The sequence below is a fragment of the Corynebacterium sp. p3-SID1761 genome, assembly GCF_055862885.1.
The window spans coordinates 83,398-103,893 of sequence record NZ_JBSQBJ010000001.1 but is presented as its reverse complement, the minus strand read 5'-3'; the positions used below and the strand labels follow the sequence as shown (position 1 = coordinate 103,893).

The 20,496-nt window shown below is 60.4% G+C and carries 19 protein-coding genes; 7 read left to right on the top strand and 12 right to left on the bottom strand.

Annotation, left to right across the window (positions count from 1 at the left end; translation table 11 throughout):
- Positions 1 to 34: 34 nt before the first annotated feature.
- The 6 genes from ACWXWJ_RS00450 to rimP all read right to left on the bottom strand — a co-directional run bounded on the left by ACWXWJ_RS00450 (position 35) and on the right by rimP (position 6,685).
- A complete protein-coding gene (locus tag ACWXWJ_RS00450; protein ID WP_473963204.1) occupies positions 35 to 1,351 on the bottom strand; it encodes an MATE family efflux transporter in 1,317 nt (438 codons plus the stop codon).
- Entirely contained in the window at positions 1,348 to 1,773 is a 426-nt protein-coding gene (gene rbfA / locus ACWXWJ_RS00445; RefSeq protein ID WP_293790135.1) for a 30S ribosome-binding factor RbfA, read from the bottom strand. The genes ACWXWJ_RS00450 and rbfA overlap by 4 nt, the downstream gene beginning before the upstream one ends.
- Positions 1,774 to 1,800: 27 nt before the next feature.
- Positions 1,801 to 4,548: a translation initiation factor IF-2 gene (gene infB / locus ACWXWJ_RS00440; protein ID WP_473963203.1), complete on the bottom strand. Its 2,748-nt coding sequence runs from the start codon at positions 4,546 to 4,548 to the stop codon at positions 1,801 to 1,803.
- Between the two features lie 193 nt (positions 4,549 to 4,741).
- Positions 4,742 to 5,053, bottom strand: a complete 312-nt coding sequence (locus ACWXWJ_RS00435; protein ID WP_448308235.1) for a YlxR family protein — start codon at positions 5,051 to 5,053, stop codon at positions 4,742 to 4,744.
- A 33-nt stretch (positions 5,054 to 5,086) separates the two neighbouring features.
- Complete coding sequence (nusA, locus tag ACWXWJ_RS00430) at positions 5,087 to 6,100, bottom strand: transcription termination factor NusA (RefSeq protein ID WP_473963202.1); 1,014 nt, start codon at positions 6,098 to 6,100, stop codon at positions 5,087 to 5,089.
- A 9-nt stretch (positions 6,101 to 6,109) separates the two neighbouring features.
- Complete coding sequence (rimP, locus tag ACWXWJ_RS00425) at positions 6,110 to 6,685, bottom strand: ribosome maturation factor RimP (protein WP_448308234.1); 576 nt, start codon at positions 6,683 to 6,685, stop codon at positions 6,110 to 6,112.
- A 42-nt stretch (positions 6,686 to 6,727) separates the two neighbouring features.
- On the opposite strand from rimP, the gene ACWXWJ_RS00420 reads away from it, so the two are divergent.
- Entirely contained in the window at positions 6,728 to 7,651 is a 924-nt protein-coding gene (locus ACWXWJ_RS00420) for a twin-arginine translocation signal domain-containing protein (protein WP_473963201.1), read from the top strand.
- Here ACWXWJ_RS00420 and ACWXWJ_RS00415 read toward each other — a convergent pair.
- On the bottom strand, positions 7,626 to 9,407 hold the full coding sequence (locus ACWXWJ_RS00415) for a proline--tRNA ligase (RefSeq protein WP_473963200.1): 1,782 nt from the start codon (positions 9,405 to 9,407) through the stop codon (positions 7,626 to 7,628). The two genes, ACWXWJ_RS00420 and ACWXWJ_RS00415, sit on opposite strands and share 26 nt — an antisense overlap.
- A 68-nt stretch (positions 9,408 to 9,475) precedes the next feature.
- Between ACWXWJ_RS00415 and yaaA the strand changes: the two genes are divergently transcribed.
- Entirely contained in the window at positions 9,476 to 10,201 is a 726-nt protein-coding gene (gene yaaA / locus ACWXWJ_RS00410) for a peroxide stress protein YaaA (protein WP_448308231.1), read from the top strand.
- Here the strand turns inward: yaaA and cobA are convergent.
- Entirely contained in the window at positions 10,198 to 10,929 is a 732-nt protein-coding gene (gene cobA / locus ACWXWJ_RS00405) for a uroporphyrinogen-III C-methyltransferase (RefSeq protein WP_473963199.1), read from the bottom strand. The genes yaaA and cobA overlap by 4 nt on opposite strands.
- Between cobA and ACWXWJ_RS00400 the strand changes: the two genes are divergently transcribed.
- On the top strand, positions 10,913 to 12,280 hold the full coding sequence (locus ACWXWJ_RS00400) for a protein adenylyltransferase SelO family protein (RefSeq protein ID WP_473963198.1): 1,368 nt from the start codon (positions 10,913 to 10,915) through the stop codon (positions 12,278 to 12,280). The genes cobA and ACWXWJ_RS00400 overlap by 17 nt on opposite strands.
- Here the strand turns inward: ACWXWJ_RS00400 and mqo are convergent.
- Positions 12,277 to 13,749 carry a malate dehydrogenase (quinone) gene (gene mqo / locus ACWXWJ_RS00395; RefSeq protein WP_473963197.1) on the bottom strand — a complete coding sequence of 491 codons (1,473 nt, stop codon included), beginning with the start codon at positions 13,747 to 13,749 and terminating at the stop codon, positions 12,277 to 12,279. The two genes, ACWXWJ_RS00400 and mqo, sit on opposite strands and share 4 nt — an antisense overlap.
- Positions 13,750 to 13,866: 117 nt before the next feature.
- On the opposite strand from mqo, the gene ACWXWJ_RS00390 reads away from it, so the two are divergent.
- Genes ACWXWJ_RS00390 through ACWXWJ_RS00380 form a run of 3 tightly spaced genes read left to right on the top strand, consistent with a single transcriptional unit; the run spans position 13,867 to position 17,123 of the window.
- Entirely contained in the window at positions 13,867 to 14,910 is a 1,044-nt protein-coding gene (locus ACWXWJ_RS00390) for an alpha/beta hydrolase (protein ID WP_473963196.1), read from the top strand.
- Positions 14,903 to 16,267, top strand: coding sequence for a mycothione reductase (gene mtr / locus ACWXWJ_RS00385; RefSeq protein ID WP_473963195.1), 1,365 nt, complete (start codon positions 14,903 to 14,905; stop codon positions 16,265 to 16,267). The genes ACWXWJ_RS00390 and mtr overlap by 8 nt, the downstream gene beginning before the upstream one ends.
- A gap of 16 nt (positions 16,268 to 16,283) precedes the next feature.
- Complete coding sequence (locus tag ACWXWJ_RS00380) at positions 16,284 to 17,123, top strand: SDR family oxidoreductase (protein WP_473963194.1); 840 nt, start codon at positions 16,284 to 16,286, stop codon at positions 17,121 to 17,123.
- Here ACWXWJ_RS00380 and ACWXWJ_RS00375 read toward each other — a convergent pair.
- Positions 17,115 to 18,194 (bottom strand): DUF5808 domain-containing protein, encoded by a 1,080-nt coding sequence (locus tag ACWXWJ_RS00375; protein WP_473963193.1) that lies wholly within the window; start codon positions 18,192 to 18,194, stop codon positions 17,115 to 17,117. The genes ACWXWJ_RS00380 and ACWXWJ_RS00375 overlap by 9 nt on opposite strands.
- 10 nt (positions 18,195 to 18,204) lie before the next feature.
- On the bottom strand, positions 18,205 to 18,621 hold the full coding sequence (locus tag ACWXWJ_RS00370; RefSeq protein ID WP_473963192.1) for a GntR family transcriptional regulator: 417 nt from the start codon (positions 18,619 to 18,621) through the stop codon (positions 18,205 to 18,207).
- Positions 18,622 to 18,793: 172 nt separating this feature from the next.
- Between ACWXWJ_RS00370 and ACWXWJ_RS00365 the strand changes: the two genes are divergently transcribed.
- Complete coding sequence (locus ACWXWJ_RS00365) at positions 18,794 to 19,945, top strand: HNH endonuclease signature motif containing protein (protein ID WP_473963191.1); 1,152 nt, start codon at positions 18,794 to 18,796, stop codon at positions 19,943 to 19,945.
- On the opposite strand, the gene ACWXWJ_RS00360 is transcribed toward ACWXWJ_RS00365, so the two are convergent.
- On the bottom strand, positions 19,942 to 20,493 hold the full coding sequence (locus tag ACWXWJ_RS00360; protein WP_473963190.1) for a carboxymuconolactone decarboxylase family protein: 552 nt from the start codon (positions 20,491 to 20,493) through the stop codon (positions 19,942 to 19,944). The genes ACWXWJ_RS00365 and ACWXWJ_RS00360 overlap by 4 nt on opposite strands.
- Positions 20,494 to 20,496: the final 3 nt, after the last annotated feature.

Genomic DNA, 20,496 nt, shown 5'->3' with positions numbered 1-20,496 from the left:
CCAGCTCAAGTCACAAGTGTTAACAAGCGTAACACTAGTTATCCCATTTATCGCCACTAAAGCGCCAGCTGACGAACATCAAACGGATCACGATGAAGGCAAAAAGGCCCCACCACACGCCGACCAAACCCCAGCCAAACGCCCAGGACAGCCACACTAAAGGGAGGAAACCCGCTAGTACCGAGATGATCGTTGCGGTACGCAGGAATGCCGCATCCGCAGCGCCCAACAACACGCCGTCCAGCGCAAAAACCACGCCCCCAGCCAAGACCAAAAGCACCAGCAGCCACCACGGACCGCCAATGGTAGCGAGCACATCGGCATCCGTCGTAAAGATGCGCGGGATGACGTGCGCCCCCGCCGCCAAACCAGCGGCCAGAATCAGCGATGCCGCCACGGAAAACCGCAGCACGGACACGCCTACTTTGCGGGCCGCCGCAAACGACCCAGCTCCCAGGGCCGCACCCACCAGTGCCTGCGCCGCGATTGCGACGGAGTCCAAAACCAAGGTGAGAAAATTCCACAGCTGAAGCAACACCTGGTGGGCGCCCAAAGGCGCAGGCCCCATACGCCCTGCCACCATAGCCGCAGAGATAAACGCCGCCTGGAAGCTCAGGCTGCGCAAAATAAGATCACGCCCCATCGCCAGTTGAGAACGAATCACCAGCCAATTGGGAGCTAGAGACTTCCCATCCCCCTCCGCTCGCCAATGCACGACCAGAGCACCGAGGAAGCACGCCGCGGTAATACTCTCCCCCAGAACATTCGCATACGCAGATCCCACCAACCCAAAGCGCTGCACCGACAGTGGGACGATCACAGCCATCGGTATCACGCCGGCAAGCGTGAACCACAGCGGCAGCTTAGTATTCGACATCCCGCGCAACCAGCCATTGCCTGCCATGGTGAACAACACCGGGATGATGGACCCACAGGTCACTCGCATCCACTTCGTGGCCTCGGAGACCACGGCGGCGTCACTAGTAAACAACCCCATAATCTGCGGAGTAAAGGCGAAAACCAACACCGCCAGCACGGCTCCTACCGCCAGCGCGACCCACGTGGCCTGCAACCCCTCGTAGATAGCGGCAGCGCGGCGACCTGCACCGTAATGACGCGCAGCGCGAGCCGTCGTACCATACGAAAGGAACGTTAGCTGAGTAGTAACAGTGCTAAGAACAGTGGCGCCCGCAGCCAATGCGGCAAGGTCGGTAGCGCCCAGCCGACCAACGACCGCCGTATCTAACAGCAAGTACAGCGGTGTGGCCGCCAAAACAACGAGGGCCGGCCAGGCCAATCCCAAAATTTTTCGGGCATCGGCCTGGTCGGCAGTAGCGTCTTGTTTAATCAAGACTTGTACGGATCCTCGTCACCCGCCGGACGGGCGCCGGCGGACTGCGCACGCAGAGCCTCGTCCTGAGCCTTCGCTTTGGCCAGCAGCTCCTCAAAGTGCGCTGACGCCTCCGGCACAGTGTCCAGGCTAAAGCTCAAGGTCGGGGTGAAGCGCACGCTCAGCTGATCGCCAACGATTTTGCGCAGCTGTCCCTTCGCCTTGGTCAAGGCCTCCTCCGCCGCAGCGGTATCCGGCTCCGCGTCCACGGTCTTACCACGCACGGTGTAGAACACCGTCGCGTCGTGGAGGTCGCCGGTGAGGCGCGCGTCCGTAATGGTCACGAACTCCAGGCGCGGATCCTTAATCTGCCGCTCAATAGCCGTGGCAACAATCTGCTGGATGCGCTTGGCCATGCGTGCAGCACGTGCGTGATCAACCATGAACTTCTCCTTGTAACTCAAGCACCCTTAAGTGCGCGGGATCTCGACCAACTCGAAGACCTCAATGATGTCGTCGACCTGGATATCCGGGTACGACAGCACCATACCGCACTCGTAACCTGCGGAGACCTCGGTGACATCGTCCTTTTCGCGGCGCAGTGACTCGATCGTCGCCTTCTCCGCCACGACACTGCCGTCGCGGATGAGGCGGATCTGTGCATTGCGGCGAACCTTGCCGGTTTCCACCATGCAACCTGCGATGAGGCCCACGGAAGAAGCCTTGAAGATCTGGCGGATTTCCGCCTTGCCGATCTCGCGCTCCTCGTAGATGGGCTTCAGCATGCCCTTCAGCGCTGCCTCAACCTCTTCGATTGCCTTGTAGATAATCGAGTAGTAGCGAATATCTACGCCCTCGGCGTTCGCTACCTCGGTAGCCTTACCCTCAGCGCGTACGTTGAAGCCGATGATGACTGCGTCCGACGCCGCGGCCAGGTTGACGTTGGTTTCCGTCACCGCACCGACACCGCGGTCGATGATGTTCAGATCCACTTCGTCGTCGACCTCGATCTTCAGCAGCGCGTCTTCCAGAGCCTCGACCGTACCTGCGTTGTCGCCCTTCAGGATCAGGTTCAGGGTGTTGGTTTCCTTCAACACCGCATCCAGATCTTCCAGGGATACACGCTTGCGGTTCTTGGCCTGCATGGCGTTACGGCGACGTGCATTGCGGCGATCGGCAATCTGGCGAGCGGTGCGGTCCTCGTCAACAACCAACAGGTTGTCGCCAGCACCGGACACGCTGGTCAGACCCAGAACCTGTACCGGGCAAGACGGACCTGCCTCGGTAACGTCACGGCCGTGTTCGTCGATCATGCGGCGCACGCGACCGTGGGCGTCACCAACGACAATCGAATCACCCACGCGCAGCGTACCGCGCTGCACGATGATGGTAGCGATCGGTCCGCGACCACGGTCGAGGTGAGACTCGATAGCCACACCCTGAGCGTCCATATCCGGGTTGGCGCGCAGATCCAGTGAAGCGTCGGCCGTCAGCAGGACGGATTCCAGCAGCTGATCGATGTTGGTGCCCTGCTTTGCAGAGATATCCACGAACATCGTGTCGCCGCCGTACTCCTCCGGAATCAGGTCGTACTCGGTCAGCTGACCACGGATCTTGTCCGGCTGGGCGCCTTCCTTATCGATCTTGTTCACCGCAACCACGACAGGGATGTCAGCGGCCTTGGCGTGGTTAATCGCCTCTACGGTCTGCGGCATTACACCGTCATCCGCAGCGACCACCAGGATCGCGATATCGGTAGAGTTCGCGCCGCGAGCACGCATGGCGGTAAAGGCCTCGTGACCCGGGGTATCCAGGAAGGTGACCAGGCGATCCTCGCCCTCCATGTTCACGGAGACCTGGTAGGCGCCAATGTGCTGGGTAATACCGCCGGCCTCGCCGCCACCGACGTTCGCCTCGCGAATCGTATCCAACAGTCGAGTCTTACCGTGGTCGACGTGACCCATGACGGTAACCACCGGAGGACGCTGAGCCAGGTCTTCATCCTGGCCTTCGTCCTCACCGAACTGCAGATCGAAGGATTCCAGCAGCTCGCGGTCCTCGTCCTCTGGGGAGACGACCTCGACCTTGTAATCCATTTCCTCGCCGAGCAGCATCAACGTCTCGTCGGAGACCGACTGGGTAGCGGTCACCATTTCGCCCAGGTTGAACAGAGCCTGGACCAGTGCTGCTGCATCTGCGTCGATCTTCTCTGCGAAGTCCATCAAGGATGCACCGCGTGCAAGGCGAATCTTTGCGCCCTTGCCGTTAGGCAGCTTCACGCCGCCAACGACACTCGGCGCCTGCATTGCCTCGTACTCGTTGCGCTTCTGACGCTTCGACTTGCGTCCCTTACGCGGGGCACCGCCTGGACGGCCGAATGCACCTGCGGTGCCGCCGCGACGCCCACCGCGTCCACCGCGCGGGCCTCCCGGACCACCAGGGCCACCGGGGCCGCCCGGTCCACCATGGCGTCCACCACGACCACGTCCGCCGCCGAAGCTATTGTCCGACTTCGACGGCATTTGTGCGGGATTCGGGTGGCTCGGCATCATGGCCGGCGACGGACGACGACCGCCGCCCTGCTTTACACCGCCCTGCTTTGCACCGGTCTTACCTGCACCTGGCTTCGGGCCGGGCTTCTTGTTGCCCGGTCGGCTACCCGGACGCGGCATATCCCCAGGCGCTGCCTGTCCACCGCGCGGACGCGGAGCAGGTTCACCGGAAGAGAACGGGTTGTTGGCCACGCGTGGTGCGCGACCACCCGGCTTCGGGGCTGGCTTAGCCCCCGGCTTTGGTCCTGGCTTGGCACCGGGCTTCGGCCCCGGCTTTGGGCTCGGCTTTGGAGCGGGCTTGGGTGCCGGCTTCTCGCCCGGCTTCACGGTGGAGGTGGGCTTGGTGCCAGCGTTAGCAACCGGGTTGGTGCTCTTAACCGGCTTTGGTCCCGGCTTGGGGCCAGGCTTCGCACCAGGCTTCGATGCTGCCTTCGGCCCCGGCTTCGGGCCTGGCTTGGCGGCGGGCTTTGCTGCGGGCTTAGCAGGCTCCTTAGCGGACTCCTGTCCTACCCCGTAGTGCTTCTTCATCTTCTTCACAACGGGCGGCTGCACCGTTGAGGAAGCGGTCTTAACGAACTCGCCCTGTTCCTTCAGGGTGGCGAGCAATTCCTTGCTCGTCACTCCGAGTTCCTTGGCCAACTCGTGTACGCGTAGCTTTCCGGCCACTACTCTCCTTCATGTTTGCGGAGCCGTAGTGCGCTCAAGCGTGCAGGCTCACCTGCAGCCGGGCTACGTACGACTCCCGTACTTGTAGATACTCATCGCTGATGCTGCTTCATCGCGTTCTCATCAGTGTTCGTTGTTCTTCATGTCGACGTAAGTTCCTCGTCCTTTTCGTTGACGCCCACTTTCGCGGTCGTCACGTATTCTCCACTGTTACTGGCAGTGTGACGATGTAGTCACGTACAGGGTCTGCATCCACGTTGGCGGATACCCTCAGCGCACGGCTGAAAGCCCTACGCTTGACGGCGATTTCCCATGCCTCCACAGTCGGCGTGATCCATGCGCCTCGCCCGGGCAATTTCTTTTCCGGGTCAGGCACGACCTGAATCCCTTCCGCGCTTTGATGTACAACGCAACGGAGCAGGTGATCTATTCCCATCACCTGCTTTGTTGCGATGCACGTCCTTAGCGGAAGGTGCTTGTTTGTGGGGCACTCATGGGATACCACCTGTCCAGTGTATCGCGCCGCCCGCTGAAACGGTTAACTGGGTGTGTCCTCCGCGGCGGCGTCGGTCTCCGAACGAATGTCGATCTTCCAACCGGTCAGACGCGCTGCGAGGCGAGCGTTCTGCCCTTCCCGACCAATGGCTAGGCTGAGCTGATAATCCGGAACAACGGCGCGGGCGATCTGCATCTCCGGGTCGGTAACCTTCACGCTGACAATCTTGGATGGGGACAGAGCATTGCCGACAAATGTTGCCGGATCATCAGAGAAGTCGATGATGTCGATCTTCTCCCCTCCCAGCTCGTGCATAATATTGGAGACGCGCTGTCCGCGAGGCCCAATGCAGGCTCCCTTCGCGTTGAGCCCCTTTACAGTGGATCGCACGGCGATTTTTGTGCGGTGGCCAGCCTCGCGTGCCACGGAGACAATTTCCACGGAACCATCGGCCACTTCCGGCACCTCGAGAGCGAAGAGTCCCTTCACCAGCTCCGGGTGGGTGCGGGAAAGGTTGATCTGCACCATGCGGTTGGCATTGTTAATAACGTCCGTGACGAAGGCCTTGACGCGCATGCCGTGCTCCAGCTTCTCGCCGGGGATGTGCTCGGCAGGCAGGATCTGCCCGTCCTGGCCTCGCGCCTCGGTGCCTAGGTGCACGACGGTCACGCCGCGCTCATTCGCACGAGCATCAGCAGAGACCACTCCGGAGACCACACGGTAACGCAGCTCGGCGTATTCGTCGTAGCGGCTCTGTACGCGAGCGGAGTTGATGCGGTAGCGAATTGCCTCCCGGACAGCCAGCGCGCCGTCGCGACCGAAGTTCTTCGGGGTGTCATCGATACGACCGGTGACATTGCCTTCTTCGTCTTTTTCCACCTGGTAGATGGTGACCTCGCCGCTAATGGGATCAATGTCCACGTCGACTGGCCCCGTGAAGTGGCTGTTTGCGCGATACGCCTCGCGTAGACCCCGTTTAACCCCCTCTAGCAGGTCATCGAAATCAACCGACTCCTGCTTTTCGACTGCGCGCAGCGCTGCCATATCAATATTCACTTGTTTCTCCTAGTTTTCGGCCGGACTATCCTGCTGGTCTTCCGCACCCGACAATCCATAGGCCTCGATCGTCAGTCCAACGAGGTCGGCTTCTGCTGCCGGAGCTGGTGAGAATTCCACTTCTACCACCGCACCGGCGACATCTGCGAATCGCACGCGGCTTACGCTGGGCTGTTTCTTATCAGGTGTGATCAATATGACATCTTCGCCATCGACCTGCGCGATGCGGCGCAGTCCCTGCTGTGTACGCACAAGGCGCCCAATGTTGCGCACCCAGTGGCGCTGTTCTGTCAATGGAAAGTCGACGCCAGGTGTCGATAGCTCCAGGGTATACCCCGGCCCGAAGCTCATCTCGCCTTTCGCTTCCGACTCATCCAGGTGGGTCGACACCTCCCGGCTGAGTTCCTCCAGCTGATCCAGATCCGGGCGTTCTGCACGTGGGTCGGCAGTATCCACCGCAATGCGGATCGCCGATTTTGCCCCGGCTTTGGTGATCTTGATGTCCTCGACCACCAATCCGAATTCTTTAACCAGCCCGCCCAGCGAGCTTTCCAGCTGCTCTTTGTGTGGAAATGCCATGACCACGGAGTCTAGCAGGCAACACCTTCTAGTAGACTTCTAGTCCTGATGAATAAGACCAGCTCTCGCTTTCCCCGCCAGCCCCTTTCTCGCCGTCGTTTCCTCGGCACCAGCGCACTTCTTGGGGCGGGGTTGACACTGTCCGCCTGTGAAACCGGGTTGGCGTCATTTTCCAAAGAGCCAGAGCCCAACGAACAGCTTGTGCGATTGGCCGCCGCGATCAAGAACTCACAGCGAGACCCGAAGTGGTCAAAGTTCCTCGGCAAGCAGTATGACCTTGTACAGCAAGAAGCGCTTCGACAGTGCGGTGTAGACAAGGACGGTAATACACCTCAACAGTGCAAGGAGAAATTTTTAGACACCGATAGCTCACAGGCGGACCAGGGTATCTCCTTAAAGGAGGCCTACGAGCGCGCGCTGGATGGTGATCAGAAGGGGCTCGTCGCAGGTCTTTACGCAGCCTATGTTGCCGCAAATCAGAAGATGTCTCAGACCAACGCCCATCCCCCGCGCGTTTCCAAAGAAATCGCAGATGGGTTTTCTGACGCCGCTGCCGAGTTCGGCACTGTCTTGACGCTCACTTATGGCGCCATTTTTGCTACTGGAGTAGCTCTCGCGAAGGACGCCACCCCCGATGGCAGGGCGAGCATCCAGAAGATCGCTAATGAACTCCGCACGCTACGGGATCAATGCATCGACGTTCTCGAGGAGCTGGGGGCGGAAGTCCCCGCACCGGACCCCGGATACACCCAGGGCAAGGCAGATAACATGACAGCCGCGGCGGAGTATCTCTACCCCACTATCTTGCCCATTTCCGTGCAGCTTCGGCGCATCTCGGCTCGGGCAACCAACCCCCAGGCCGTGGAGTTCGCCACGGGCTGGCTCAAGGCGACTGCCTGCGACGAGGCTGCACTGGAACGACTCCAGGGTAAAGATCCGCGAAAGATTACTCTCCGCGGAGAGCCCGCTTAACCTCAGCCAACGCATCCGGATAGTCGACCTCGAAGGTCTCCCCCGTCATCCGGTTGCGGAGTTCCACCTTGCCATTGGCAAAGCCACGGCCTACGACGACTACCAAAGGCATACCCAGCAGTTCGGAGTCCTTGAACTTCACGCCCGGGGAAACCTTCGGTCGGTCGTCGAACAGCACCTCGAGACCATCGTTCGACAAGGTCTCCACCAGTTCCACCGCAGCCTCACCTGCGGCGGCATCCTTGTTGGCGATGACCACGTGCACATCAAAGGGCGCAACCGCTGCGGGCCAACGCAGGCCGGAATCGTCCAGCATCTGCTCGGCAATCACGGCGACCAGGCGGGACACGCCCACGCCATAGGAGCCCATGGTCGGTACTGACTGGCGGCCTGCCTCGTCTAGAATCTTCACATCAAAGGCCTCGGTGTACTTACGCCCCAGCTGGAAGATGTGGCCAATCTCGATGCCACGGGCCAGTGTCAAGGTACCCTTTCCATCCGGCGATGGGTCGCCTTCCAGCACCTCGGCTGCCTCCACAAACCCGTCCGGGGTGAAATCGCGCCCCGCAACCATTCCGACGATGTGGCGATCCTTTGCATCCGCACCGGTAATCCAGGAGGTGCCCTCCACCACGCGCGGATCAGCCAACATTCGTACGCCGTTGTCCGCCAGGCTCTTCGGCCCAACGTATCCCTTAACCAGGAAGGGGTTCTTCTTGAACTCTTCCTCACCGGCCAGCTCAACCTGTGCCGGCTCCATGGCTGCTTCGAGGCGCTTCATATCTACCTCGCGGTTGCCGGGCACCAGCACACCGGCCAGGGATTCACCACGCTGGTTGCCTTCCTCGTCCAGCGTCGGATCGTTAACCTTGACGACGATGCACTTCAGAGTATCGCCAGCCTCCACGGCACGACCGTCGATGGTGATGCCTTCGCTATTGGCCCACTCCACCAGAGCTTCAATGGTTTCGGCATTGGGAGTGTCGTATTCCTTGGCTTCCGGCTGCCCCTCAATCGGGCGAGTCGGCGGCACCTGCGTCACCACAGCCTCTACGTTCGCGGCATAGTCGCTGTCAGTAGAGCGCACGAACGTGTCCTCACCGTTGGCAGCCACGGCCAGAAATTCCTCGGAAGCGGATCCGCCCATGGCGCCGGAGGTCGCCGAGCAGATCGCATATTCGATACCCAGACGATCGAAAATATTTTGGTAGGCCTTGCGGTGCAGCTGATAGGACTGTTCCAACCCCTCGTCGTCCATATTAAAGGAGTAAGAATCCTTCATAATGAACTCGCGGCCGCGCAGGATGCCAGCGCGCGGACGTTCTTCGTCACGGTACTTCGTCTGGATCTGGTACAGGATGACCGGGAAGTCCTTGTAGGAGTTGTACTCAGACTTCACGACGGAGGCGAACATCTCCTCGTGCGTCGGTCCCAGCAGGTAGTCGGCGCCCTTCCGGTCCTTCAGCCTAAACAGTGCGTCGCCGTACTCCACCCAGCGTCCGGTAGTGTCGTAGGGCTCGCGAGGCAGCAGCGCTGGGAAGGATAGTTCCTGTGCGCCGATGGCGTTCATTTCCTCGCGGACGATCTTTTCAATGTTGCGCAGAACCCGCAGGCCTAGCGGCAACCACGAGTACACGCCGGGGGCCACGCGGCGGATGTATCCCGCGCGTACCAGCAGCTTGTGGCTGGGCACCTCTGCATCCGCGGGGTCGTCGCGAAGGGTGCGCAAGAAGAGTTGTGACATCCGAGTAATCATGAATCTTGACTTTACCTTTTCGCCTTGTGACTTGTGTCGATCGGTGGGGGTTTAGCTAGTCTTTGGGAATGCTGGTTGTGCTTCCCCCATCCGAAACCAAGGCTCCTGGTGGTACTCTGCCCGCCGGCGCACCGCTGCACTTCCCGGAGCTCAACCCGATCCGCGAAGAGCTAACCGAGGATCTGGTAGACCTGTGCACCGCTGAACCGGACGTTGCCCTGCAGGTTCTCGGGCTGTCCGAAAAGCTGCGCGGTGAAGTCGATGCCAATCAGATTCTCCGCACCGCCCCGACGATGCCCGCAGTACACCGGTACACGGGTGTGCTCTACGATGCGCTCGATGCGTCTTCTCTAAGCGACGCCACCACACCTCATTTAGCTATCGGTTCCGCACTGTTTGGCCTAGTGATGGCTGAGGATCCGATCCCCCACTACCGACTCTCCGGAGGCACCAAGCTGCCGCCGGGAACCACGTTGAAGAAGCGCTGGGGTTCCGCCATTACCGAGGCGCTCGAACGCGCGGAGGAGGAACACGGCCTGGTGGTCGATTTGCGCTCCGGGGCGTACCAGCAACTGGGGAAGCTAAAGTCGGCTGTCACTGTGCGCGTCGAGTCTGTGCGTCCGGACGGCAGCCGCAAGGTCGTCAGCCACTTCAACAAGCATTACAAGGGGCTGCTGGCTCGCGCCCTGGTTCAGAACCCCGTAGCTTCCTCGCCTAGTGAAGTCGCCGACATAGCCCGTACCGCCGGGTTTAACGTCGAGGAAACGTCCACGGAACTCACCCTGGTGGTCTAGAGCCCTGCCACCTCGCCGATCACATACACCACCGGGGAGGTCACATGGTTAACCTCGAAGGTTTCCGCCAGAGTGCCGAGTGTGCAGCGGAACCCGCGTTGCTGTTCCGTGGTGCCCTCCTGAATCACAGCTGCCGGGGTGTCTGCGCTTAAGCCCCCGGCATGGAGTTCTGCAGCAATGGCTGCGACATTGCGCACGCCCATGATTACGCACAGTGTGGCTTTAGAGGCCGCGAGCGCTCGCCAGTCCACTAGGCTACGAGGGCTATCCGGCGCCACATGGCCGGAGACCACGGTAAACGCATGGACCACTCCGCGCTGTGTAACCGGCACGCCGATAGCAGCGGGAACGCTCACTGCACTGGTCACGCCGGGGATCACCTCGCACGCCATCCCCGCGGCCGCGCATGCCTGAACCTCCTCGAACCCCCGCCCGAACACAAACGGATCTCCGCCCTTGAGGCGAACAACGTTCTTACCTGCCCGCGCATGTTCCACCAGCAGTTCGTTGGTTTTCTCCTGGCTCACTTGCTTGGCATAGGGCAGCTTGGCGACGTCGATGACCTCCTTAGCCTCCACGTCGCAGAGTTTGTCGAGCTCGTTGGTTGGCCCCAGGTGGTCGGTCAAGATCACGTCGGCTTGTTGCAGCGCGTGCATGCCGCGCACCGTAATAAGGTCCCACGCCCCTGGTCCGCCGCCAATTAGCACCACTTTGCCTGTCTCACTCATGAGTTCTCAGCCTACCCCTACAATGGTCAGCACCATGAATACCTTCGCTGAAGAATTCCCGGAACTCGCACTGCCCTGCGTCGGTGAGTCCTTCCCCGATCCGCAGGTACTGGTGCTTAACGAACCGTTGGCTAAGGACCTCGGCTTAGATCCAGAGTGGCTCCGCAGCCCCGCGGGCATCGATTTCCTTACTGGCCAGGGGAAGTGCTTTGCACTCGGCTATGCAGGCCATCAATTTGGTCAATTCAATCCCCGTATGGGAGATGGTCGTGCACTTCTCTTGCGCGAAGACGGCCGGGATATCCATGCCAAAGGAACTGGTCGCACCCCCTTCTCACGCGGTGGTGACGGCCATTACCCCCTCGATGCGGCGCTCAAGGAGTATGCCTTCGCCGAGTCTCTCCACGCTCTCGGTGTGCCTACTGCCCGCTCGCTGGCAGTCCTCACCACTGGCGGCACCATCATGCGCAATGGACTTCACCCCGGTGCCATTGGCGTGCGCGTCGCCAGCTCTCATATCCGTATCGGTACCTTCCAATACGCCGCACTTATGGGGCCGACAGTCACCGAGCGCCTCGTCGACTACACACTTGCCCGCCACTTTCCGGATGGTTCTTCTCCCCTCGACCTTTTTGACGCCGCCATCACCCGCCAAGCCGAACTCGTCGCCCAGTGGATGCGCTTCGGCTTTATCCACGGTGTGATGAATACCGACAACGTCGCGATTTCCGGCGAAACGATAGACTTCGGTCCCTGCGCTTTCATGGACTACTTCGCCACCGACACGGTGTATAGCTCGATCGATACCCGTGGCCGCTACGCATACGGCCAGCAGCCCGCCGTCATGATGTGGAACCTCGCACGCCTAGCTGAGGCGCTGGTGCCACTGGTGGATGAGGGCGTCAAAAAATTTACAGAGCGCCTTTACCGCTTCCAGCCGCAGTATGCCGAAGCGTGGGACGCGCAGATGGCAGCTGCACTAGGAGCGCCGGATTGTGCAGAGCAATTGCTGGACCTGTTGCAGGTCGCCGCGCCCGATTACAACGCAATGCTGGCGAACTTGACCCCCGGTGTTATTCCTCAGGGTCTGGAGTCCACTCCCGGCGCCGCTGAGTGGACGGAACGCTGGTCGGAGTACGATCCGCATCCTCGTAACCCGATCTACCTCCCACGCAATCACGGCATGCAGGCAGCGCTGGAACAGGCCGAAAAGGGTGACATGACCCGCTATCTGCTGGCGCTGGAGGCGCTGCAAAATCCCTTTGAATGGGACGATAAATACGAAAAACTCGGCCTCCATGCGGCAGTGCCGCGCGAGGAAGCCGAGTTCACGACCTACTGCGGTACTTAGACCAGCTTCAGAGCCTTCTGGGAACGATCCCACTGCTCGTTGAACAGGTTGGAGTCCTTGGCCAGGCGGGTGCCGTAGGAAGGAATCATCTCCTTCAACTTCGGTGCCCAGTCGGCGATGCGGTTGCCGAAGCAGCGCTCCAGAACCTCCAGCATCGCGGACGGCGCAATGGAAGCACCCGGGGATGCGCCCATCAGGCCGGCGATGGTGCCGTCGTTGGAGTTAATCAGTGCAGTACCGAACTCCAGGGAGCCGAACTTCGGCGCACCGATCGGCTTAATCACCTGCACACGCTGGCCAGCGGTAACCAGCTCCCAATCCTCTGCACGAGCCTGCGGCATGTACTCGCGCAGGGATTCCACGCGAGCCGCCTGATCCTTCAGAACCTCTTCGATGAGGTACTTCGTCAGACCCATCTCCTGCACGCCCACACCCAGGTAGGACGGGATGTTGCCCACACGCAGGGACTTGAACAGATCCAGGTAGCTGCCCTTCTTCAGGAACTTTGGAGTCCACCCTGCGTAGGGGCCGAACAGCAGTCCCTTCTTACCCTCGATCACGCGGGTATCCAGGTGCGGGACGGACATCGGCGGGGCGCCCACGGAAGCCTTGCCGTAGACCTTCGCCTGATGCTGTTCCACAAGCTCGGGGTTGGTGCAGCGCAGCCACTGGCCGGATACCGGGAAGCCACCGTAACCCTTGATCTCCGGGATACCGGCCTTCTGCAGCAGCGGCAGAGCCATGCCGCCCGCGCCGACGAAGACGAAGTTCGCGGTGATCACAGACGTGTCGCCGGTGTGCAGGTTCTTGGAAGTGATCTTCCACTTCTCGCCGTCGCGAGAGATGTTCTTGACCTCGTTGCCGTAGCGCACCTCCACGCCCTGGGCGGTGACAGCATCCAGGTACTGGCGAGTCAGCGCACCGTAGTTAATGTCGGTACCCTCATCGAACCAGGAGATCGCGACTGGGTTGTTGAAGTCGCGGCCCTTAGCCATCAGCGGCAGGAACTCGGCAAACTTTTCATCGGAATCGCTGAACTGCATGTTCGGGAACAGCGGGTGATCCTTCAGCGCCTCGTAGCGAGCCTTCAGGTAGTCGACCTGATCCATACCCTGAGCGAAGGAGACGTGCGGCACCTTGTTGATGAACTCAGACGGGTCGCCCAGCACATTCTGCTCCACCAGGTAGCTCCAGAACTGGCGAGAAACCTGGAACTTCTCGTTCACACCAACGGCCTTGGAAATGTCGATCTTCCCATTAACCTCTGGGGTGTAGTTCAGCTCGCACAGTGCAGAGTGCCCGGTGCCTGCGTTGTTCCACGGGTCGGAGGATTCCGCGCCCGGGGTGTCCAGCCGTTCGATGATCACCTGGCTCCAGTCCGGCTGCAGCTGCTTCAGCATGACGGACAGCGTGGTGGAGATAACACCTGCACCAATTAGTGCTACATCCACAGAATCTTTATTTGCCACTATGTATTCATTCCTTCGGAGGCGTCAAAGTTAGACTGTTATTGCGTCATATTTACTCTACGCCTATAGGCCGAGGTTTCAACGATATCCGCCTACCTGTGGCGCTAGCATGAGGGCATGGTTACTAGTCCCGCGATTCCACCATCCGCCGCAGATCTCACATTTTTACCCGATGAACTGGGCGAAGGCTTTGGACAATGCTTCCTTGAACTAGGCGCAGACCCGGATGGCGAATCCCCCATTCGCTGCACCCTGGTGCGTTACTGCCCGGGCGCCGCCGACGATTCCTTTTTCGCTCGCCCCGCCATGCTTTTTGTCCATGGAATGACGGATTATTTCTTCCAAGATCACGTCGCCCGTCATTTCCATGAACGTGGCTTCGCCGTCTACGGTATCGATCTTCGCAAGTGTGGCCGCTCCTGGCGCGAAGGCCAGACATGGCACCATGTCAGCGATCAGTCGCTCTACGACGAGGATCTCTCTACCGCCGCCGCGCTCTTGGCCGCCGCCCACGGCACGGTGGTTCCTGTCGGACACTCGACCGGCGGGTTGGATGTGACGATGTGGGCTCATCGCCTTTATGACGCCAATTCCCCTCTCCACAACTCCATCGCCGCCGTCGTCTTGAACTCGCCGTGGTTTGGTCTTCAGTTCAATCCGGTGGTCCGCTTCGCCATTAACCGCGTGCTGCCTGTCATCAACAAGCTAAGGCCCAACCTCCTGCTTCCTGGTGGCATCAACCCGGTCTACGGCAAATCTCTGCACGTCACCGAGGCCGGTGAGTGGAACTACAACCTGCGTCTCAAGCCTCTAGAACCTCGCCCCAAGTACATCCAATGGCTACTCGGCGTCGCCCGAGAAATCCGCCGCCTGCACTCTGGCAAGGGTGACACCGGCGTTCCTACGCTGATCTTCACTAGCCACACTCACCACTTTTCCAAGAAGCTCTCCCGGCAGTCCTATAACGCCGATCTCATCCTTATGCCCAGCCAGATGTGGCAGCAGGCTTCCAATGTCGCATCCCTTTCCACCACCATTGTCATCGAGGGTGCCTTGCACGATGTTTTCCTCTCCCGCCCCTCGGTTCGCGCGCGAGCCTTCGCCGCTGCCGACGAGTGGCTCACGGATGTCTTCAACGAAAGGAAGATCCATCATGGATAATTTTGACCTCATCATCGTTGGCACGGGCTCTGGTAACTCTTTGCCCAGCCCAGCCAACGAGCACCAAAGAATCGCCATCGTTGAAAAGGGCATTTTCGGCGGCACTTGCATCAACGTCGGTTGCATCCCTACCAAGATGTTCGTCCACACCGCCGACGTCGCCCGCGGTTTCTCCGAGGCATCCCGCCTAAGCCTCACCGGCTCGCTCGAGCACGTCGATTGGAAGGGTATCCAGCAGCGCGTCTTCGGCGACCGCATTGATCCCATTAGTCATGCCGGTGCGGAGTACCGCGCAGGGAACGAAACCCCAAATATCACCCTCTTCGAAGGCACTGCCCGTTTCATCGGCCCACGCACTCTGCAGATCGACGATGGCCCCACCATCACTGGCACCAATATCGTTCTCGCCACCGGTGGCCGCCCACGCATTCACCCAGCCCTCGCCGATGTGCGCTATCGCACCAACGAGGACATCATGCGGCTGGATGAACTACCGAAGTCCCTCATCATCGTCGGCGGTGGCATCGTCGCCGTCGAGTTCGCCGCGATGTTCTCTGGCCTCGGCACGCAGGTGACGCTCATCAATCGCTCGGACAAGCTGTTGCGGAAGCTGGACGCCGACATCTCCGAGGCTTTTACAGCACAACAGCAGTGGACGAACCACCTGGGGCGCACCATTACCGCCGCCAAGGAAACAGCCGACGGGCAGATCACCCTCACCCTGGACGATGGAACCATCGTCACTGGCGAGGAGGTTCTTGTCGCGATGGGGCGGGTCAATAATTCGGACACGTTGGACTGTGAAACGGGTGGCGTCCAGACCAAAGAGAACGGCCGAATAGAGGTCGACGAGTACGGCCGCACCAGCGCCGAGGGTGTGTGGGCGCTGGGCGATGCCTGCAATGATTTCGAGCTCAAGCATGTGGCCAACGCCGAGGCTCGCGTGGTGGCGCACAATCTCGCACACTCCGACGACCTGCGGAAGTTCAATCACGAGGTGGTTCCGAGCGGTGTGTTCACACATCCGCAGATCGGCGTAGTGGGCATGACCGAGGCCGAAGCCCGCGCGACTGACCGCCCCATCGCCGTAAAGATCCAAAAGTACGGCGACGTGGCCTACGGCTGGGCAATGGAAGACACCACTGGTTTCTGCAAGGTAATTGCCGACCGCACCACCGGCGAGATCCTCGGAGCACACATAATGGGGCCAGAGGCCAGCTCGTTGATCCAAAGCTTTGTCACCGCCATGACCTTCGGCATCACTGCACGCGATTTCGCCGAAAAGCAGTATTGGCCCCACCCTGCTCTGACAGAATTGGTCGAGAACGCCCTGCTGGGGTTAGATCTCGAAAACTAATGAAGGAGCCTTCGCCATGTTCGCAGTCGTCACTGGAGCCGCCTCGGGAATCGGTCGGGAGGTAGCACTACAACTGGCAGAACGGGGCTATGCAGTCGCCATCAGCGACCGCGACGAGAAAGGACTCGCCTCCACCGCCAGTGACATCTCCACTCGTGGCGGCACCGTCGCCGATCAGCGCACTGTCGACGTCACTGACGTGGACGCTGTAAAGGCCTGGGCGGAGGACATCATTGCCGCCCACGGCATTCCCGACCAGGTGCACCACGTGGCCGGCATCGCCATCTGGGGTGATGTGCGCCAGATGCCTCACGAAAAGTGGCAGCGAGTGATCGACGTGAACCTGATGGGGTCCGTGCACATGGTCGAGGCCTTCGCGCCGAAGCTCATGGAGAGCCAGCCGGTTCGCCGTCGCCGCCGCGACCGCCGGAAGTTCGTATTCGTCTCCTCCGCCGCGGGCGTTATCGGCTTGCCGTGGCACGCGGCCTATTCTGCTTCTAAGGGTGGCGTGCTCGGCATGTGCGAGGTGCTGCGCTTCGACCTAGCCCCCTATGGCGTGGACGTGCACGCCGTCGCCCCGGGCGCGGTGGACACTCCCCTGGTTCGCACCATCGACATCCACGGCGTGGACCGCTCCAAGAAGCGCATCCAGAAGGCAACGGCCCTGTTCCAGGGCCACGCCGTAACCCCTGCCAAGGCCGCTCAAAAAATTTTGAAGGGCGTGGATAAGGGCAAGTACCTCATCAACACCAGCCCCGACATCCCTATTGCCCGCTGGACGCAGGTCAACGCCCCCTGGGCTTACAAAGGCGCGATGAAGGCGCTTAACGCTGGGTTCCGATGGGCGTCAAAGTAAGAACGGCAACGAGATCGAGGCGAGCAACACGAGCGCAATAAAAGCGAGGAACGCCTTGCCCTGCCAGTGGGCGTAGTTGAAGTCCATGCCAACCCCGAAGCGCTTGTCGACCATCACGGCCGGATCCTCCGGGTTGTAGTAGAACATGCCCCACTTGTAGTGCTCGTCGTTGTCCCGCCCCTCGCCGCTCGTGTTCGCTAGCGCGGACTGCTTCCTCGCCAGAGCCACGACCATGGCCAGACAAACCGCAAACACGAGCACGAGCGAACCGATTATGGCCGGAGCCACCCAGTCCGTGTGCAGCACGGTCACAACCTGCAGGCTAGCGCACATGATGGCCACCGCAACGTTCATCACCGCCAGCCACATCGCCGTATGACGCCGAATGATCTTCTGCGAGACCTTCCCCCGCAGCGACGTATCAGCTCGGGCCGGCACGCTAACGCGCAACAATACGACCGTAATCAGCGCAAAAAGCAGCACCATTCCCACACCAAAGAACGTCGGGAAGAACACCGAACCCACAGACTTGTTATCCCAACTATCTGGTTCGAAGCCACTGCCGAAATGAGTGGCGAAGCGCTCCGGAATATCACCCCACCGCGCGGCCACGTACCCGGCCGCGACAGCAAGCACAGCCAGTGCTGCCCAGGTGAAGGCCCATGCACGCTGCGGAGATGTGTCCTCTACCGGCGTGATCTCCCCGGCCACGACCGTGCGCACGCCGTCGAACCAGCCTTCCCGCTGCTTGGCCTCGCGTATTGGCTGCCCAGCCTGGTTGAGGTTCCACATAAAGAAACCCACCGGCACGAGGGTCAGCACTGCGCCAACCACTGGCACCACAGCGGCTGGTATCGCCAGCAGTGCAGAAACCACAATCGCTGCAACCTGGCGTTTAAGGAACGTACCCTCTTGTCGCCGCACAACATCGTCGCCCCAATGTGTCTCCGGCACGCGCACGCCCAACCGTACACTCGGCGACGACAGCTTCGGCGTGTACACCAGGATCAGCCCCACAAGCAGCGTTGTCACGCAGAACACTCCTGCAAGGAATGGATCGAATGCAATCATGATGGTTCTCCTAATCCCACTTCACCGCGAGGTCATCAATCGTCGCGCAAATGTCGCCTACGTTGAACCCTTGCGCGAGTGCTCGCCGTACAGTAGCTCGCAAATCCTCGCGCAACCGTTCGCGTTGTTGCACACTCGGCTGCTCAGGGCGCGTAATCACAGTGCCTGATCGCGCGGCCGTGCGTACTAATCCGTCTTCTTGTAGCTGGTCATATGCTTTCTTCACGGTTGCGGGATTGACGCCATATTCCACCGCCAGCCGTCTCACCGAAAGCAAAGGTTGCCCGTCCTGCAGTTCGCCGGAGACGAGCCCCGCCACGATACCGTCGTGGATCTGCTGGGCGATCGGTACAGGCGAGTCAGGATCCACTGTGAGATACACGGTGCGGAAAGCCTCCTTCAGAATCTGTATTACATATACTAACACACACTGTGTTACTACGGGTAATACAAAAAAATTTCTAGTTCGCTGTTCGATTAATTACTCCTCTACGCAAAGGGGTTGTCCGGAGCGGTTTATATACTGCCCACACAAGCCAAGAAAAATTTTTTGGCAACACCACCACACCACCTGCGAACAGGCAAAAAGGGGCAATACCGTGTTCGAGCATTCCACCACCACACCCTGCTGGCGCGTCACCGATCCGTGCGATCCATTGAGTGCCGCAACATGCGAAATCAACCGCGGCCACGTCAAACTCGCCGTGGCCTGCACTCCCGAGATAGACGAGTGTGTTATCGACGTTTCCACACGCCTCGCAGTGCGCTTGGGTTTAACGGAATACAGGGCACTCACTCTGGTTGAGATCGGCCACATGTTCCGCCGATTCCCCACTATCCGTGAGGCAGCAAATACGGGCGCTTACTCTCTTGACCTGCTTCGATGCATGGCCGAATGCCTCAGCCCGGTCAGCCAGAACATCCCTGAAATCTTCGAGGAAAAAATTTTTCAAGCGATCTCCCCCACCGTGCCCAACCAGGCAATGCTAGCCAGGGCCACGATCCGCAGCCGGCTAGAAAGAATCATTCGCAAGTACGACCCCCTTGCACTCCCGGAAGACTCGGCCGACACCGAAGACGGCTCCAACAAGCGCCTAGAAATCGACGATCGCCCGGATACCACCACTGTTTTCTTCTTGACGCTACCCAAGCTCGAAGGGCTAGAACTTCAACGGACACTCAACAACGTGGTGAACAACAACTCCTGTTCCCGCGCCGAAGCGCTAATGCGCTTAGTACGCAGGCAGACCACGGCAGACATCACGCTAAACCTGTATCAAAGTACGGATCAGCCGGATGCCCAGATCTGGGCCGCAGGTGGCTGGGTCGGCTCGCAGGCAACACAGAAGTGGATGAACCGCGTCACGCACGTCCAGTTCCCCGGTGCCGCGAGCAACGAGGGCTATTCCCCCACACCATTGGTGCGAGCAAGCGTGGAGGGGCGTGACGGAACCTGCCGGTTCCCAGGATGTTCGGTTCCCGCACACAAGTGCCAGCTGGACCATGTGAAGCGTTATGACCATGAAAACCCGCAGGCTGGTGGCCCTACAGCCACCGCAAATCTTCACTGCCTGTGCAGCAAGCATCACAATGCGAAGACGACGGGCTCCTGGGATGTGACTATCCATCCGGACGGCAACGAAACCTGGACAAGCCACGGCGACGGGCACACGGTGATGACGGCACCGAACGGTCCGCTAGGACGAGAAACCTTCGCCCAGCGGGCAGAGAATCGTCGACGGGCGGCCTAGCGTGGCTCGTCGACCGGGACTCCCATGACGTCCAGCGCCGTGGCCAGGCCGTCGTAGTTTGTGACTAGCATGACGAACGCAACCTGCTCCCGCTCACTCAGCCGATCCCGCACGCGCTGAGCCATATCGGCGGAAAGCCCACGATCGCGGACGAGCTGCTCGGCGGCGTCCAGCAACGTGCCTGGACGGCCAGTAAAGCCGTGTTCGGGCTGGAACAGGGCGTCAATATCCTTAACCCCAACCCTCGCCGCGAGGGCACGGTGCTGGTCGGCTTCGTAGGCGCTGCCGCGCAGATAGGCGACGCGCAGGATGATCATTTCGGTTTCGACGCGCGAAAGGTAACCGAAGGGCATCATCGAGCCGCCGTAGAGCAGCCAAAAGAAGAACAACCGCGGGGCGCGGCCGATGGTGGCGAACACTCCGAGGTTCTTCTTCTTGGTTACGCGGGCCCCGATGCGCGTGGCGAAGGCGCCGAACGGGCCGAGGCGGCGCAGGTGCTGCTTACGCGATACAGGGCCGGGCCCCAGCGGTATAGTTTTGTCTCCCATACT